Origin of the sequence: Planktothrix pseudagardhii (assembly GCF_904830925.1) — a bacterium.
In the GTDB taxonomy this organism is placed as follows: Bacteria; Cyanobacteriota; Cyanobacteriia; order Cyanobacteriales; family Microcoleaceae; genus Planktothrix; species Planktothrix tepida.
In genome coordinates, this window is the sequence record NZ_LR882967.1 from 1,910,484 (window position 1) to 1,927,246 (window position 16,763).

Genomic DNA, 16,763 nt, shown 5'->3' on the forward strand with positions numbered 1-16,763 from the left:
AATGGGCATAAAAAACCTTTAAAGATGCCCATAAATCCCATTTTTAACCCCAATGGAAACGATGATATTGCTCATCGTTCAATTTGGTTTGGAGAAACCACAAATTTAATGCAGTTAAACGACGTGCGTTATTCCTGGGCTGTGGGATTATACAAACAAATGCGCGAGAATTTCTGGGTACCTGAAAAATTAGATATTACTCAAGATGTCGTGGATTATGTTAATTTAACTCCCGATGAACGCTGGGCTTTTGATGGAATTCTATCCTATTTAACGTTTTTAGATTCCATTCAAACCTGCAAGTGCGATTCGTTCGGCTCAAAAGTCAGTCTCTAAGATTGATGTGGAGTCGGCAAGGTTGGAAAAACCTTGACAACTAAATGACCATGTAGGTGAAAATCCTACCCTCTAGGTGCAAGAGTGACAGCATCACCCCTACGGTAGCGACTAGCCATCAATCCGTAAAGCGGGGCGAAAAGGCAGACTATCGGGAGTCTAGCTGAATCAGCGTAACCGATAACTGTTGAGCAAAGTACCCATGAGTAGACAACGAAGATGTGTCTGAAGCGTCGTAACCTGAAACCAGGGAAATAGGGCTGATACCCTGGAGCCAAAAGGCAAAGGCTAATGGAGGTGGCTAATTTGCAATAGACCACCATGCACTTCCCAGAAACCCGGCGTAGAGCATCACTCTAAAGGTACATAGAATGGTCATTTGGAACGAAGTAACCCCTCGTATGCTCTCGGAAAGGTCGAATATTCCGAGTAGGTGCTAACCGGATGCAGCGAGGTGGAAGGATTGAGTCAGAAGCGAAAGCTCAGGGTAATGCCTGAGATATGCAGACAGACTCACGATGATTTGGAAGGTAGAGTTTCAATGAGTAGTAAATATGTCTAATACGAGTTTAAAGACTACGGTGGAATGGAATCAGGTGAACTGGCGCAAGTTGGAACGCCGAATTTATAAGCTGCAAAAGAGAATCTATCGAGCCTCAAGTCGTGGTGATGTTAAAGTCGTTCGCAGACTCCAGAAAACATTGATGAAGTCCTGGTCAGCAAAAATGCTGGCGGTCAGAAAGGTGACTCAGGATAACCAAGGTAAAAAGACAGCAGGTGTTGATGGGATTAAATCATTAACCCCTAAACAACGTCTAAATCTGGTAAAAAACCTGAAACTTGGGTCAAAAGTTAAACCAACGCGGCGGGTATGGATACCTAAACCGAATGGAGAAAAAAGACCCTTGGGAATACCAACAATATATGACCGTGCATTACAAGCCCTAGTCAAACTAGGATTAGAGCCTGAATGGGAAGCACGATTTGAACCCAATTCATACGGGTTCAGACCAGGACGCTCATGCCATGATGCAATCGAAGCAATCTTTATTGCCATTAAGCAAAAACCCAAGTTTGTGCTTGATGCGGATATCGCTCAATGCTTTGATGGCATCGACCATGAACAATTGCTCAATAAAATCAATACCTATCCCAAATTACGAAGACAAATTCGGGCTTGGCTGAAAAGCGGAGTTATGGACGGTAAGCAATTGTTCCCGACATCAAAGGGTACGCCACAGGGAGGGGTCATTTCTCCACTTCTGGCTAACATTGCCCTTCATGGGATGGAATATCAGATTAAGGAATTTGTTAAAACTTTACCCGGAAAATTATCACCCAGAGATAAAGCTAAGGCAATAAGCTTAATCCGATATGCCGATGACTTTGTGATTCTTCACGAAGACATAACCATTGTCCAACGATGTCAAGAAATAATTTCTGAATGGTTAAAAGGCATGGGATTGGAATTGAAACCTAGTAAAACCAGAATAACTCATACTCTTAACCCGTATGAGAATCAAGAACCTGGATTTGATTTTCTAGGGTTTAATGTTCGACAATACAAAGTCGGAAAACATCACTCTGGAAGAACCACAAAAGGTGGACGATTACTAGGATACAAAACCCTCATCAAACCCAGTCGGCAATCGATTAAGGAATATTATCAAAACATCAGCGAAGTGATTGACAAACATCAATCAGCACCCCAAAAGGCTTTGATTGATAACTTAAACCCGATAATCCGGGGATGGTGCAATTATTTTTCGGGTGTGGTGAGTAAAGATATCTATGCTAAAATAGATCATCTTATATTCTACAAATTGTTAAGCTGGGGTAAACATCGTCATCAGAATAAAACTGATAAATGGGTGGCGAATAGATATTGGCATTCTGAGGGAAATAGAAACTGGGTATTTGCTTGTCGTAAGGAGGATAAATTAACTCGACTACTACTCCATGCAGATACTCCTATAAAATCCCATGTCAAAGTCAAAGAAAATCTATCGCCCTATGATGGTAACTGGAAATACTGGAGTCAAAGAATGGGCAAACGCCCGGAAGTTCCTAAAAGAGTAGCAATGCTCTTGAAGAAACAAAATGGGAAATGCTCAGAATGCGGATTGTACATTAAAGAAGAAGATGTACTAGAAATCGGGACTTATCCTTCCTTTATCAAAAGGCGGAAAAGATGAGTACAAAAACCTTCAACTTCTACATCGACATTGCCACGACAAGAAAACCGTCAGAGATGACAGTTCTCAAGGTACTCATGACAAGAGCCAAATCATTGAGGAGCCGGATGAGGTGAAAGTCTCAAGTCCGGTTCTGAAGACGAGCAGTAACCGTGAGGTTATTGCTTAGTTTAACTATTCCTCATCTGAAAAGTTGTGTAACTGCCCCAGAAATTAGCCTGTGTATGGCAGAACAAACTTCTCAAGAAGCAATGCACAATCAGTCCTATCAATACATGATAGAGACGATTATTCCATCGGATCGGAGAAATTTTGTCTATGATTTTTGGAGAACAGATGAAGTTTTACGCGATCGCTGTGAATTTATTGCCGGAATTTATCAAAAATATATTGATGATTCCACGGCTGAAAACTATTTCATTGCTCTGTTAGCCGATTATATGTTAGAAGGGCTTTACTTCTACAATGGGTTAAATTAATGGCCCCCTAGCACCGCGAGATGTTAGTGAAAACTCATCAAATTGCTGGAACTCCCTAAAGCCTTTATACCAAAGCGAAATTAGAAATGATAAGCGCGGCTGTGCGAGAGCAGAAAAAAGTTAAAGGATTGATTGGAAGCCGCAAGGGATCTAATCTTTACAATGGGCAATCAGCAGCCAAGCTCCGCATAAAAGGAGAAGGTTCAACGAACAGAGGGTGAGTATCTTTAACCGACTTGACCATAAACGGATTGACTTTGATAATGGATTTATCATCTGATTTAATAGTGATCTGTATGGCAAGTTTAACAGGTGTTGTCTATCAGATTAAAAATCTTAAAAACGACAGGTTAAAGATAATGGTATGTTCTAGCCCCTACTGAAAGGATGGGTAGTAGCGTTATCTACTTCTACAATTTAGCGTCACGGATGTTAATGCCGGGATCGGCTGATATATTCAAAATGATTAACCGTGATGAACTTTCTCATGTTCGGTTATTCCAGAAGTTAATTCCTGAAGCCATGCAAGTGTTTACTCATTCCGTTGATCAAATTTATGAAATGTTCAACACAGCCGTTGAACATGAATGTAAATGGACTAATCATATTGTGGGCAACAATATTTTAGGAATCACGGAATCTAGTACCGAACAATACACCAAATATCTAGCCAATATTCGGTTGCGTTCTATCGGTTTAGAACCCCTTTACACCGATAAAAAGTACAGTAAAAGTCCCTATACCCATTTAGAACGCTTCTCTGATACCAAAAAAGAAGCCCATACTAAAGCCAATTTCTTTGAAGCCAGCGTCACCAGTTATGTGATGTCTTCCGGCGTCAGTGGTTGGGACGAAATTTAACCGTTCGTAGAGACGTGCCAGAAGCCTGACGGTATGAACCGACTCCGCCCAGGCGCGTCTCTATCTGCTTCTACGATGTGTCTCTACCCTGGAGATAAAATGTATGTAAACATAGAGAGAATAGCTTTCTAACACTGTTTGCTCGAACTCTGCATGAACACTATCCCCCCTACACATACCCTAATTCCAAAAGACCGACTTCAAAATTTAATTAATCAGTCAATTACAACCTTAGAAACTCTGCTTAAAGATCAGAAAGTTTCTCCTTCTGATCGAGCGAATATTGCTTTAAAAATATTAGAGATGACAGGAGGTTCTTCTGTTACTCCCCTTGAATCTTTAAACTTATCTTCTGTTTCTAAGGGTTCTGCCGTTTCCCCACTCCCAGCAAAAACTATTGAAGTCCTCCCAACTTCAGCCCCAATTGTTGCAGAGAATAATCTGACAATTTTGCCAGCTAATTATGTGCAAATTGAAAACTTTTTGACCCTAGAAGAAAATAAAGAAGCCTTAAAAATTGCCTTAAAACAATCGAGTAAATTTGTGGCTTCTCAAACAACAACTCAGGCTTCTAATTATCGTAAATCTTCTATTCTCTATGCAACTTTATTCCCTGAATTTTATGAATTTCTTCGTAAAAAATTAATTGCTACATTACCTTCTATTCTAACGCAATTGAATCTTTCACCTTTTACCATCTCTCAAGTCGAAATGCAATTAACGGCTCATAATGATAGCTGTTTTTATAAAATTCATAATGATTCTGGAAGTCCTGAAACCAATACTCGTATTATTTCCTATGTCTATTATTTTTATAAAGAACCTAAAAACTTTTCGGGGGGAAATTTAAGACTCTATGCAACGGAATGGCAAAATGGTTATGCCTTGAATGAACGGGAATTTATTGATATTGAACCTCATAATAATAGTATCGTTTTTTTTGATAGTCGTTGTAAACATGAAGTTATGCCCGTTAGTTGTCCGTCCCGACGCTTTGAAGATGGACGCTTTACCCTCAATGGTTGGTTACGCGCTGAATAACCTAGTTATCGTGGTCGGGTGTACAGTTTCAAAAACTGTCTACTATTATTAACAAGTTCTGTCAACCCCCATTAAGATAGACCCAAACTAATACAAAATGGGAGCAACAGTAATGAGCAATAAACAAATGGTTGCACAAAAAGACACACCCGCTTGGATTCTTCAAGTTTGGGTTTCGTTTATTCTTGCTGTGTCTACAACTGCGGTTGGGATTGCTTACCTCCCCGTTGATATTTGGGTCAAAGGATTTATGGGAATGGGATTAACTTTCTCGGTGGGTTCCTCTTTTACCTTAGCGAAAACAATTCGAGATAATCACGAAGCCGAAAAACTGTTATCTAAAGTTGATCAAGCTAAATTAGAGAAATTATTAGCTGAATATAACCCAATAAAGTAATTAATCAGTAGGGTGCGTAAGAGCTTCTCGCACGCACCTAGTCATACCTATTAGACATCTCCGAAAATCTCCAAATGCCCTCTATCGCTACTTTTGGAATCTCTAGCACTCCTGTGCCGGCTTCTCCAAAAGTAACGGATTCATAGGCTTTTTCAGTCACATTAATAATAACTAATGAATTTTATCTCTGATATGCAATCATTTCTCAAAAGAATTCTGGGCAATTCTTAGATGGTAATACAATCGCTCCTATTCGCCATCTTATTAATCCACATACTGTCAAGATTATTGCTTCATAATTTTGCCTCTTTAACCGAAATCTTTCTGAAGCAACTCGATAAATTTTTATCAGTCTTATTAAATGTTCGACTACAATCCTTTGTTTAGCTTTTAATCGATTTTCTTCTTGCTTTTCAGCCGATATCTCTTGATTCCTCGGTTTCTTATGTGGTGTATTAATTGCTGTTTCTCCTACATAAGCTTTATCCCCTCTGTATTTTTGATTATTCCCCAATTCCTGGCTTCTTTCTCTCCACAATTTCAGATCACTTGTTGCTCCGGTATAACCCACAGCTACATCCACTATTTCTTTTCCATTTGGCATGACAATGACTTGATTTTTAAAGGTATGTGTCTTTTTCTTTCCTGAGTAATATTTTTTCTGCTCTTCATTGTCTGTTGGTCTTTCCCTGGGCTGTTCATAGCTATCTACTACTAACTCAAATTCCACCAGAATTTTTTCTACCCACTCCCAATCACTCTCGTTTTTTTTTACTTGCTCTAGCAAACTCGCTGGTAGTAATTCTCTCAAGATTTTTATCCAGTTATGGAAAATATCATTCGCTGTTGATTCACTGACTTCAAACTGTAACCCTAACATTTGAAATGTGGGCATTTGATGCAGATAAATTAGAGTCAGTAAGATTTGTTCCTCCACAGATAATTTCTGCCGACGACCCCCACCTGCTTTAATCAACCTGATTTTAGTTTTTTCTTTTTCCTGTCGTTTTTCTTCTTCTAATAACTCCGCAGCTTGAATGAGTTCTATCATCTGTTCATATTCCATCCCTAATAGCCTTTTTGCTTGCTGGGGATTCTTGTCCAGATAGTCTCTTAATTTACTCATCTCTAATCCGGGGTAAAATTTAATTTTATCATCTTTTTACCCCTCCTTTTTTCTATTTTGGAGATGTCTAATCATGAACAGCAAAAAATTATTCGTAAACTCCGAAAATTGGATCGTTCAAAATATAATAAACGTTTCCAAGAAATTTTTAATGATAATGAGTTAGATGAGCTTTATAAATTATTTATACAATTGGTAATGTTACTAGGACGGAGAGTAGGCTAATGGGACAGGAAAAGAGAGATTTTGAAATTAGAATTGATAAAGATTCTTGGCTCTCAAAACATCTTAATATTCAGCCAGGAGATTATTTTGCAGAATTTGATTTTAATAACCAAAAACTACGACTAATAAAACAAAGAAAGACTAAGAATCCTAAAATTCATGAGATGACTTTAACTTGTGAAGAATTATTAGTAATATTAACACGCGCTGCAAGAGTTCAGGGAGATAAGTTTACTCCTGAAGATTTAGCAGTTATCACGAAGATTACGAGAAGATCTTCTTCAATTGAGAAATCGAGTAATTCAGATAAAGCACATCACATTATACCTTTGGAAGTCTGTAAAAAAAGTAAATTGATCATAGCAGCTAAAAGATATAATTGTTTTGATGAAAACAGCCCTATAAATTTTTTAAATTTGCCTTTTTATTTTCATACAGGAACTCATCCAAAATACTCAAAACTGGTAGAGGATATTCTTGATGAAAGATGGTCTGAGTTAGTAAAGTGTAGACAAGAAAAGGATATTAATGCGATTATGGAGGTTATAGAAGAAGTGATCCAATACTTAACTGACATGATAGAGGAAATGAGGGCGAGAGGAGTTGGTAAAATCAATAATATTTAACAAAATAACGGTTGAATCATCTGCAATATCAGTTATTCTAATATCTGCTTGTCAGTCAGGCTTGGGGCGAGTTTAGTAATATTTTGGTGAAGTTACAAAGCTCTGGAAGAACCCGCCCCTACAAATTTTTATAAATTCGTTATAGCCGTATTAAGCTAACAATAATCGTCCTTTAGGTTCAAGAATAGAACGTCCTAAATCTTGCGCTGTTTCCATCCATTCTTGCATAATAATTTCTACATTTTCTAATGCTTCTTGATAGGTTGCTCCATCCGCAGCACATCCAGGTAACTCTGGTACTTCTGCAATAAACGCTTGATCTTCATGACTCCAATAAATCACTATTTCATACCGTAGCATTTTTTATTCTCCTAATTTATTATATTTAAGACGAAAGATTAAAATAGGCAAAAGAAGAAAATTCTCCTTTCGCCTAATTCCATAAAATGAATATAAAAAATGGCAGTTTTTAGCCCACCAGAAAAAAGTTATTCGGTTGGAGAATTCTCTCGTTTCCGTTGTTCCTGGTGGCGTTTCCGACGTGCCATCGCGGCTTCGACGGGGAAACCGACAACGGGAATTACCTGTTCTTGACGTTCTGCTTCTAAACGTTTCAGTTCAGTGTAATCAACCCAATGAATACAATTGACCGGACAAGTATCAATTGCTTCCTGTATTAACGCTTCTGAATCGCCATCCTGTCGAAAAACACGAGCTCGACCATAACTTTCTTCGATAAAAAAGGTATTGTGAGCAACGTGAGAACAGTGTTTACACCCGATACAGGTGAGTTCATCCACATAAACCCCTTTTTGCCGTAATGCACCGCCGAGTTCTGGCTCAAACCCAGACCGTTCCGGCGCATTTCGCAAAAATCCGCCCAGTTCCGGTTCTAACCCAGACCGTTCGGAAACGGGATCAGTTAGCGATACAGACCCATCAGACATTAGGCACTCCAGCGTTGTAAAACTAAGCGGATGGAACCATCTTGATGATTTTGTTGTTCTGAAACTTGAAACCCTTGTTTGGCGGTTTCATTAACAACGGTTTGGTAAGCATACCGTTGAGTGATTTTGCTTAAAAAATGATCAACGGGAACAGCTTGTTGCCAAAATTGTAAATCAGCAACAAACTCGTATTCTTGGCCATTCCAAGTAAAGCCTAGGTCATAGCCATTGTCTTGCTCAATGACGACTTGAGCCGGACGGGTTTGACCTTGATAACCGCGCACCTCTTTGGGGCCAGCTTTCCAGTCAATGCCCAGATCGCTTAAAGCAGTTTGTAATGAGGTAAGATTACGAATTTGGGTTTTGATTTGGCTAAAGTGTGACATAGTTGGCGATTTTCAACGAGATGTTTAGTGAACTCAAAAACAGAATTTACCAATGGCTCGAACCCACATGGGTTGTCGCACTATCTGACTGTTGTTGGTTCTGGGCGTAATACTCAGAAGTGGTTTCCTGAGTTAATACAATGCCTAATTCGGCTTCTAGTGCAGCCGTGACTTCTGCACAAGAAGCCCCAACAATGCCAGTGACTTTCTCCTGCACACGGCCGTCTGGATAGATGATGAATTCTAAAGTTTCCATAGGCTAGGGGAATGGCGAGAAAATACAGGGCACAATAGCTCGACGTCGGCGGTTGAACCGTCGGATAGGCTACAAGCGCTTTGTCGAAGTGGGTTTGACTCGAAATGTCCGTACATCAATTGTGACGAATGGATCAAAAACGAGTCACAACTTAACAAAAGTTATTAATACCTGAAGCAGTAGGTAAATTATATGTTAAGTTTATCCGCCTTTGAGATCAAGGTTGTATAGGGGAGGCAATAGGCAATAGGCAATAGGCAATAGGCAATAGTAAGCACTGAGAGGGTTTGCTGAATTTAGTAGAGACGCGCCATGGCGCGTCTCTACACGCGCCTATTTATGCCGTAGCGTTTCTACAACTGTAATGCGTAGCTCTGTAACAGTTCACCGTCAACCCTCAACCGCCAATTGTTCTATAATCTCTGTGATCTGCACTGCGTTGTTACGACCCCAAACCGTTATGCAACTTGCTCCCAAACCTGTTACGGATGAAACCTTATCCCCACCTCAAACGGAAACAATTATTTTAGATGTGGGAGGGATGCAGTGTGCTGGATGTGTTAAAGCGGTGGAGCGTCAACTCATCCAACAACCGGGAGTCATTTCGGCTGCGGTGAATTTAGCAACAGAAGTAGCAACGGTTGAATGTGCAGTCAACCAAATTAAGCCGGAAAACTTAGCTGAAATTTTAACTAATACTGGGTTTCCCACCCAACCTCGCAGTTTAACGTCTAGCGCTACGGACAAATTAAAGGCGTTACAAGAGCGACATCGCCAAGACATGGGAAAACAAATTCAACGCATTGTTACTTGTGGTCTGTTGTTATTGTTATCAAGTATTGGACATTTACATCATTTTGGTTTTCCCCATATTCCTTTACTGAGTAATATTTGGTTTCATTGGGGACTAGCTACCATTGCCTTATTATTTCCGGCACGTTCTATTATTATTGATGGCGGGCGGAGTTTATTGAACAATGCTCCCAATATGAATACATTGGTCGGACTGGGAACTTTAACCGCCTATTTAACCAGTTTTGTTGCTTTATTATTTCCCCAATTGGGTTGGGAATGTTTCTTTGATGAACCTGTAATGTTATTGGGATTTATATTATTAGGAAAAACCTTAGAACAGTACGCTCGACAACGTGCCGCCACCGCCTTTCAATCGTTAATTGCATTACAGCCCACAACAGCGCGTTTAATACCCCCTCAATCTCAGGATACCGGAACTTTAAATAGTGTGGAAATTCCCGCCGAACAAGTCAAAGTCGGGGAATGGTTACAAGTTTTACCCGGTGAAAAAATACCCGTTGATGGAGAAATTCGATTTGGGACAACCACCGTTGATGAATCGATGTTAACGGGGGAATCCATGCCAATTTTAAAACAAATTGATGATAATATTTCAGCCGGAACAATTAATCAATCTGGGGTGATTTTAATCGAAGCAACGCGCACGGGTTCCGATACAATTTTAGCACAAATTGTGCAGTTAGTAGAAACCGCTCAAACTCGTAAAGCTCCGATACAGAAATTAGCGGATACAGTCGCAGGATATTTTACTTATTTGGTGATGAGTTTAGCGAGTTTAACCTTTTTATTTTGGTATGGGTTAGGAACTCGAATTTGGCCGGATGTGATGACCTTAGCGGGGGTAGAAATTGCCACAAATGCGCCTTTATTATTAAGTTTAAAATTAGCCATTGCGGTATTAGTCATCGCTTGTCCCTGTGCCTTGGGATTAGCAACACCCACAGCTATTTTAGTCGGTTCAGGAATGGGTGCAGAACGAGGATTATTAATTAAAGGCGGGGATATTTTAGAACGAGTCCACCAACTGAATACGATTGTTTTTGATAAAACGGGAACTTTAACAGAAGGTTCTCCCACAATAACAGATTGCCTTTCAATTTCTGGGTTATCGTCTCAAGAAATATTACAATTCGCGGCAACGGTAGAACAAGGTTCAAATCATCCCATTTCTGAAGCGATTTTAACAGAAGCGAACCATCAAAATTTACCCTTATTAACCGCATCTGATTTTCAAACTCAACCGGGTTTAGGAGTATCCGCAATAATTGATAATAAAAGGGTATTTGTGGGGAATTTAGCGGGATTAATTGAATCTAATATTATTCCGCCTCAACCCTTACCGGAATTTTTAGGAAAAACGATGGTTTATATTGCCATTGAGGGTAAAGTTGTTGGGGTAATGGCAATGAGTGACCCCTTAAAAACCGATGCTAAATTAACCCTTGAACAGTTAAAAAATATGGGGTTGCGGGTGATTTTATTAACGGGCGATCGCCAATCCGTTGCTACTGCGATCGCTTCTGAGCTAAACTTAAAATCAGAGGATATTTTTGCCGAAGTTCGACCCGAAGGTAAAGTGAATGTGATTCAAACTTTACAACAACAAGGTCAAGTTGTGGCAATGGTGGGAGATGGAATTAACGATGCACCCGCCTTAGCACAAGCCGATATTGGGATAGGGTTAGAAACGGGTACGGATGTTGCTAATGAAACCGCAGATATTGTATTAATGCGAAATTCTTTAATGGATATTGTCGATTCTATCCAATTAAGTCGCGCTACCTTTAATAAAATTCGTCAAAATTTATTCTGGGCATTCGGTTATAATATTATCGCGATTCCCCTGGCGGCTGGATTATTATTTCCGCAATTTGGAATCTTATTAAGTCCTTCAATGGCAGGTGCTTTGATGGCTTTAAGTTCGGTGAGTGTTGTCACCAATTCATTATTATTGCGTCGTCACATGAAACCTTAGTTGTTGTGCTTAAGCACATTCTTTATAGATGTAATAGATAAAGACTAAACAGCAATATCTAAAGAAAGGCGAATATCTTCTAATGGCTTTTCCCAGAGACTATTCCATTGGATTCCAAACAGGGGTTTAGCTTTTTTTCCCATAGTCCATCCCTTCGTTAAAGCATCCATAATAGATTCAGCAAACTCTATTTCTTCAATGGCAGTCTTGAGTAAATTTTTAGATAAGAGCGATATAAATAAACGATCATGATGTAACTGCGCTACACAAAAAGCTTGTAATTGAACTTCACCTGGCTTATCAGTATCACTACCTGTTACAATGTGCCAGATATCATGGGTTTCACCAATATGAATTGCCAAATAAGAGAAGTCATTATCTTCTATTTTTTCAACGGGAACAGGTTTTAAATTATTTTTGAGCATTTTATCAGAATAAATGTAACCCAAAGTATTTTGAGGTAGCTCATGAAGTTGCTGTAAATCAATATTTCCTAAAAGGGGACGCTCTTTGAATGCACGTTCACCTTGAGGATTTTGACGAAGAAAATTGACAATCTGTTCTAAAGTAGAATCATCATTAAGTTCTTTGGAAAGTTTGCCAACACCTAACAAATCTCCATAAGGAGCTTTAACAAGATCTAAAAAAATATCAAAAATTGCTGCGTGTTTATCTTGAGTCATTGTATTTAAGTAATATTTGGGACTTTGTTTTTAATTCAACCGTTCCCTACTATAAAATTAAGGGAATTTGGCTGATTGGTGCAGGTAACATTTCTCCTCGAAAATCCAATACAGAAACAATTAATAAATAAGCCAGTGCCAGCAGAATTGAAATCGCACCTGTAATATAAGCAATCAGTTTTGAACGTTCCATAAATCCCGTTTTCCCTTAATCAGCATAGGAGGTTACTCTTCATTTTAAGCGGTGAACTGATTGGTGAACCGAGATTCTTGAAACTCTTTAGATTTAGAAACATAACGATATTGAGTTTCTTGCATCAACCGAGTAATGGTACTGACTAATTCACCCGGAAGAACAGGCTTGGATAGATACCCATCAAAACCTTCCGTCATTGCCTGATTCACCGCTTCTGAGTGAGTAAAAGCACTAACTGCAATTACCGGAAGCCGTCCTTCGTGGGTGAGTTCAAGAGATCTCAATTTTTGGATCAAGGAATAACCATCTTCATCTGGCATACAAATATCACTAATGATCAAATCCGGTAAAGAGTGCTCAATCGTTGCGATCGCAGTCTGAACCGATGCCACCGCCTGTACCTCGATATCATACTCTCTCAGAACTTGAATTAACAGTTCTCTGGTATCAGAATCATCATCTACCACTAAGACCCGTAACCCCGCCAAAACCGATTCTGCTTGCGGTATTACCCCCTCCGCCGTTTCCAAGTTTTCGGGTGGGGTATAGGAATCGAGATTCACGTCCAGTAAGGGAAACTGAACGCTGAAGGTAGCGCCTTGGTTTTCTCCGGCGCTTTCGACCGCAACCGTTCCCCCTTGCATTTCCACCAAGTTACGAACAATGGCTAATCCTAAACCTAACCCCCCATAATATTTAGTGGTTTTGCCATCTGCTTGACGAAAACGGTCAAACACATAAGGCAGAAATTCTCCAGGAATCCCAATTCCTGTATCTGTTACCTGAATCACCACCCAGGAGTTTGTAGACAAATCCTTGAAATTAAAATTATTTTGAGCTTTTTCCTGGCTAGTTTCTATCAATAATTCTACCTCAACAGCACCGCCTTGGGGTGTAAATTTAATGGCATTTGATAAAAGATTCCAGATAATTTGTTGTAAGCGACGAGCATCTCCTGCTACCCAATAAGAATGATGGAGTTTAGAAGCAAGAGATTGAGAATGTTTAAAGTTTAAATCAATTTCTTTTTCTGCAAAGCTCAAATATAAATCATCAATAGCAGCTTCCACTACAGAAATAATATTAACCGGAACCCTATTAAGCTGCATTTTTCCAATAATAATCCGCGAAATATCTAAAATATCCTCAATGAGTTTCGCTTGTAATTTAGCATTACGTTCAATGGTTTCTAAGGCTTTTCGAGTTTTATCTTCACTAAATTTCTGATTTCTTAAAAGTTTAGACCAACCTAAAATTGAATTTAATGGAGTGCGGAGTTCATGGGAAAGGGTAGCTAGAAATTCATCTTTTAAACGATTAGCTTCTTCGGCTTGTTGTCGAGCCGCTTGTTCCCGAATAAACTGAGCACGAGCTTCTTCGGCTTGTTTGCGGTCTGTAATATCTTCTATGGTTCCCACATGACCGAGTAAATCACCATCGGAAGAAATCATGGGGGCAGCTTTCATCTTCACCCAGCGCACTAAATTAGACGGAGTATTCAGGCGAAACTCCTGGGAATATTCCTGTTTTTTTTGAATCCAAGTTAACCACTGTTCCCCAGTTTGATCTCGATCCTGGGGATGAACAAATTCTAACCAGCCTTCAGGAAAACTTGCTTCATTGACCTGATCAAAAATGCTTTGAAAGCGAGGATTGGTATAGGTACATCGAGCTTCTATATCAATTACAAAAATTCCCACTGGTGAACAAGCACTTAAGGAGCGAAATTGTTCTTCACTTTTTTTTAAGGCAATTGTCGCTTGAAATAATTCTACAAAAACCGTTACTTTGGATAATAAAATTTCCGGTTCTAGGGGTTTAATTAAATAATCTACCGCCCCTAAAGAATATCCCTTAAACATGAAATTTTCATTTTTACTAAAAGCCGTGAGAAATATAATCGGTGTCGAGCGGGTGCGATCGCGTTGTCGAATTAAACTTGCTGTTTCAAACCCATCCATTCCCGGCATCTGCACATCTAATAAAATTACGGCAAAATCATTTTGCAGCAGACATTTTAAGGCTTCTTCCCCAGAAGATGCTTTAACAATATTCTGACCCAGAGAGATTAAAATAGCCTCCAAGGCGAGTAGATTCTCCCAATGGTCATCAACGATAAGGATATTAACTTTAGAATTAGGCATATTAGTTCAGTTATCAGTTATCAGTTATCAGTTATCAATTGGTAATGGGTAAAAATATTGATTACTGTGCTTCGCACAATGGTCTATTTCCCTTTTCCCTAACTTTTACAAGGATGACTGTTTACTGATAATTGATTACTGATGAATGGGAAGATAGAGCGTAAAAATAGCACCTTTACCCAAGTAACTCTTGACCGTAATATTTCCCCCATGAGCTTCTACAATACGACGGGCGATGGCTAAACCCAAACCCGTTCCTCGACCTTGACGCGATCGCTCGGCGGTGTAAAACTGTTCAAAAATATGGGGAAGATCCGTCGGACTAATTCCCTTGCCTTGATCTTGGATTTCCACAGCCACCTGAGACCCCTCCTCCGTTCCCTTCAGAGAAACGGTAGATTGAGGATGGGAGTGCTTAATCGCATTATCCAGAATATTGAGAAAGGCTTGTAACAAGCGTTCTGGGTCGCCCTGGAGTTCTACATCAGGAATATTGAGGGTAATTTCCACATCGGCACGTCTCAGACGGGATTCCATCGCTCTAACAGCCCGATTAATCAAGTTCCGCAGGTGTAACGGTTGGGTTTCTAGCTCCGTAATTCCGGCTTCTAAGCGTCCCAAATCTAACAAATCATGAATGAGTTGGGATAAACGTTTAGTTTCCTCTTGAGCCGTCTGCATAAACCGTTGGCGCAGTTCCGGTTCTTGATCCGCTCCACTGGCTAAGGCTTCTAGGGTAACATAAACGTTGCTCACCGGAGTCCGTAACTCATGGGAGACATTTGCCAAAAAAGCCCGTCTCTCCTGATCCAGAGCCGCTAATCGTTCGCTCATGCGATTTAATTCCAAGGCTAACTGCCCGACTTCATCGCTTTGATTCAGGGTTAATTTTTCGCCAAGATGACCACTACCCAAACGCATTGCAAACAGAGACATCGCCTGAATGGGCTGGGCAATACTGCGGGTAAACCATTCACTAATTACCGCACACAAGAGGAATGTTACCACCAGAGACCCTAAAATTGTCCAGATCACCGTTTGAAACTTCGCCTGAAATTGAGCCAAAGTAATCGACATTCGTAATACCCCTAACATTCGTTGATTACGAATAATGGGACGGGCAACAAATAAGCGATCTTCTTGGGACAAAACTCCTTTAGCGAGTCCTTTGGCCGTTTGCTGGTTAAACGCTTGTCGCATTCCAGGTACAGCAAACCAGTCTTTCACCTGAATGTCCGTTTCGAGGCTAGAACTAGCCAGTAAACGACCTTCGGGGGAAAAAACCCGCAGCGTGAAGGCTTGGGGTGCACCGTAACGTTGAACAATGACTTCAACCCGTTGGAGATCTTTCTCTTCCAAAGCGTCAGCCACACTTTCACTCAGAGCCCCTGTCCAGTCCTCTAATTCCGCCTGTCGGGTTTGCATAAAATAAGCGTAGAAGGAAAAGAGGATATAACCCGCTAACAAAGACGTTCCGAGTGCTGTTAAAACCAGATAAGTGGTTAACAACTTGAGATGGATAGAATTCCATCTGAGTTTGATTTGGGGAAAACCGACGCTCATGGATTTAATCACTGGTGTTTTCTTCTGGGTGACGACGGCGTAAAACGGCCTTAATTCGAGCCAGAAGTTCACGAGTATTAAAGGGTTTGGTTACATAGTCATCCGCCCCCGCTTCTAAGCCCCAAATTTTATCGATGTCTTGGTCTTTCGCCGTTAACATCAAAATCGGGATATTAGAAAAAGCTCGAATTCGCCAGCACAGTTCCATGCCATCAATTCCCGGTAGCATTAAATCTAAAAGAATGACATCAGGAACCTGTTTATGGAATAGTTTAAGGGCGGTCATGCCATCGGTGGCTGTGGTCACGGTGTAGCCGTCCTTGGTTAAGGCATAAGTCAAACTCGCACGCAACGCTTCTTCATCATCGACCAGTAGAACATGAGTCATGGGAATCAGTTATCAGTTATCAGTTATCAGTTATCAGTTATCAGTTATCAGTTATCAGTTATCAGTTATCAGTTTTCTAGTGTTAGTGTCCTCCCTGGCTAACTGTTGAAGATGATTAACGAC

General features: G+C 40.1%; 17 protein-coding genes and 1 pseudogene. 8 read left to right on the top strand and 10 right to left on the bottom strand.

Annotated elements, in window-relative coordinates; all coding sequences use genetic code 11:
- Positions 1 to 24: 24 nt before the first annotated feature.
- The 6 genes and pseudogenes from NMK36_RS08155 (at position 25) to NMK36_RS08180 (ending at position 5,309) form a co-directional block, all read left to right on the top strand.
- Positions 25 to 336, top strand: a complete 312-nt coding sequence (locus NMK36_RS08155) for a ribonucleotide-diphosphate reductase subunit beta (protein ID WP_245824328.1) — start codon at positions 25 to 27, stop codon at positions 334 to 336.
- A 554-nt stretch (positions 337 to 890) separates the two neighbouring features.
- A pseudogene (gene ltrA, locus NMK36_RS08160) lies at positions 891 to 2,700 on the top strand (group II intron reverse transcriptase/maturase).
- Positions 2,684 to 3,010: a ribonucleotide-diphosphate reductase subunit beta gene (locus tag NMK36_RS08165; RefSeq protein ID WP_245824329.1), complete on the top strand. Its 327-nt coding sequence runs from the start codon at positions 2,684 to 2,686 to the stop codon at positions 3,008 to 3,010. Before ltrA ends, NMK36_RS08165 begins: the two are co-directional and overlap by 17 nt.
- 387 nt (positions 3,011 to 3,397) lie before the next feature.
- Positions 3,398 to 3,871 carry a ribonucleotide-diphosphate reductase subunit beta gene (locus tag NMK36_RS08170; protein ID WP_072720877.1) on the top strand — a complete coding sequence of 158 codons (474 nt, stop codon included), beginning with the start codon at positions 3,398 to 3,400 and terminating at the stop codon, positions 3,869 to 3,871.
- Between the two features lie 153 nt (positions 3,872 to 4,024).
- Positions 4,025 to 4,912 carry a 2OG-Fe(II) oxygenase gene (locus NMK36_RS08175; RefSeq protein WP_254173499.1) on the top strand — a complete coding sequence of 296 codons (888 nt, stop codon included), beginning with the start codon at positions 4,025 to 4,027 and terminating at the stop codon, positions 4,910 to 4,912.
- 112 nt (positions 4,913 to 5,024) lie between these two features.
- Entirely contained in the window at positions 5,025 to 5,309 is a 285-nt protein-coding gene (locus NMK36_RS08180) for a YiaA/YiaB family inner membrane protein (RefSeq protein WP_072720879.1), read from the top strand.
- 205 nt (positions 5,310 to 5,514) lie between these two features.
- Here the strand turns inward: NMK36_RS08180 and NMK36_RS08185 are convergent, their stop codons facing one another.
- Positions 5,515 to 6,435, bottom strand: coding sequence for a transposase (locus tag NMK36_RS08185; RefSeq protein ID WP_254172698.1), 921 nt, complete (start codon positions 6,433 to 6,435; stop codon positions 5,515 to 5,517).
- Positions 6,436 to 6,659: 224 nt separating this feature from the next.
- On the opposite strand from NMK36_RS08185, the gene NMK36_RS08190 reads away from it, so the two are divergent.
- Complete coding sequence (locus NMK36_RS08190; RefSeq protein WP_254173500.1) at positions 6,660 to 7,286, top strand: AHH domain-containing protein; 627 nt, start codon at positions 6,660 to 6,662, stop codon at positions 7,284 to 7,286.
- A 150-nt stretch (positions 7,287 to 7,436) separates the two neighbouring features.
- Here NMK36_RS08190 and NMK36_RS08195 read toward each other — a convergent pair whose 3' ends face one another.
- From NMK36_RS08195 to NMK36_RS08210, 4 genes are all read right to left on the bottom strand, one after another.
- On the bottom strand, positions 7,437 to 7,646 hold the full coding sequence (locus NMK36_RS08195) for a type II toxin-antitoxin system HicB family antitoxin (RefSeq protein ID WP_072720887.1): 210 nt from the start codon (positions 7,644 to 7,646) through the stop codon (positions 7,437 to 7,439).
- Between the two features lie 128 nt (positions 7,647 to 7,774).
- A complete protein-coding gene (locus NMK36_RS08200; protein WP_072720889.1) occupies positions 7,775 to 8,233 on the bottom strand; it encodes a ferredoxin in 459 nt (152 codons plus the stop codon).
- Positions 8,233 to 8,619 (bottom strand): DUF1257 domain-containing protein, encoded by a 387-nt coding sequence (locus NMK36_RS08205; RefSeq protein ID WP_072720891.1) that lies wholly within the window; start codon positions 8,617 to 8,619, stop codon positions 8,233 to 8,235. The genes NMK36_RS08200 and NMK36_RS08205 overlap by 1 nt, the downstream gene beginning before the upstream one ends.
- A gap of 46 nt (positions 8,620 to 8,665) precedes the next feature.
- The gene (locus NMK36_RS08210) at positions 8,666 to 8,875 is read right to left on the bottom strand and encodes a DUF2997 domain-containing protein (protein ID WP_072720892.1); all 210 of its coding nucleotides are present in this window, start codon (positions 8,873 to 8,875) and stop codon (positions 8,666 to 8,668) included.
- A 460-nt stretch (positions 8,876 to 9,335) separates the two neighbouring features.
- Between NMK36_RS08210 and NMK36_RS08215 the strand changes: the two genes are divergently transcribed.
- Positions 9,336 to 11,666: a heavy metal translocating P-type ATPase gene (locus tag NMK36_RS08215; RefSeq protein ID WP_254175170.1), complete on the top strand. Its 2,331-nt coding sequence runs from the start codon at positions 9,336 to 9,338 to the stop codon at positions 11,664 to 11,666.
- Positions 11,667 to 11,710: 44 nt separating this feature from the next.
- Here the strand turns inward: NMK36_RS08215 and NMK36_RS08220 are convergent, their stop codons facing one another.
- The 5 genes from NMK36_RS08220 to NMK36_RS08240 all read right to left on the bottom strand — a co-directional run bounded on the left by NMK36_RS08220 (position 11,711) and on the right by NMK36_RS08240 (position 16,640).
- Positions 11,711 to 12,349 carry a Coq4 family protein gene (locus NMK36_RS08220; RefSeq protein WP_254173501.1) on the bottom strand — a complete coding sequence of 213 codons (639 nt, stop codon included), beginning with the start codon at positions 12,347 to 12,349 and terminating at the stop codon, positions 11,711 to 11,713.
- A gap of 49 nt (positions 12,350 to 12,398) precedes the next feature.
- Positions 12,399 to 12,542, bottom strand: a complete 144-nt coding sequence (locus NMK36_RS08225; RefSeq protein WP_072720896.1) for a hypothetical protein — start codon at positions 12,540 to 12,542, stop codon at positions 12,399 to 12,401.
- Positions 12,543 to 12,586: 44 nt separating this feature from the next.
- On the bottom strand, positions 12,587 to 14,689 hold the full coding sequence (locus tag NMK36_RS08230; RefSeq protein ID WP_254173502.1) for a hybrid sensor histidine kinase/response regulator: 2,103 nt from the start codon (positions 14,687 to 14,689) through the stop codon (positions 12,587 to 12,589).
- A 135-nt stretch (positions 14,690 to 14,824) separates the two neighbouring features.
- A complete protein-coding gene (locus NMK36_RS08235) occupies positions 14,825 to 16,264 on the bottom strand; it encodes a sensor histidine kinase (RefSeq protein ID WP_254173503.1) in 1,440 nt (479 codons plus the stop codon).
- Complete coding sequence (locus NMK36_RS08240) at positions 16,257 to 16,640, bottom strand: response regulator transcription factor (protein WP_072720901.1); 384 nt, start codon at positions 16,638 to 16,640, stop codon at positions 16,257 to 16,259. The genes NMK36_RS08235 and NMK36_RS08240 overlap by 8 nt, the downstream gene beginning before the upstream one ends.
- Positions 16,641 to 16,763 lie beyond the last annotated feature (123 nt).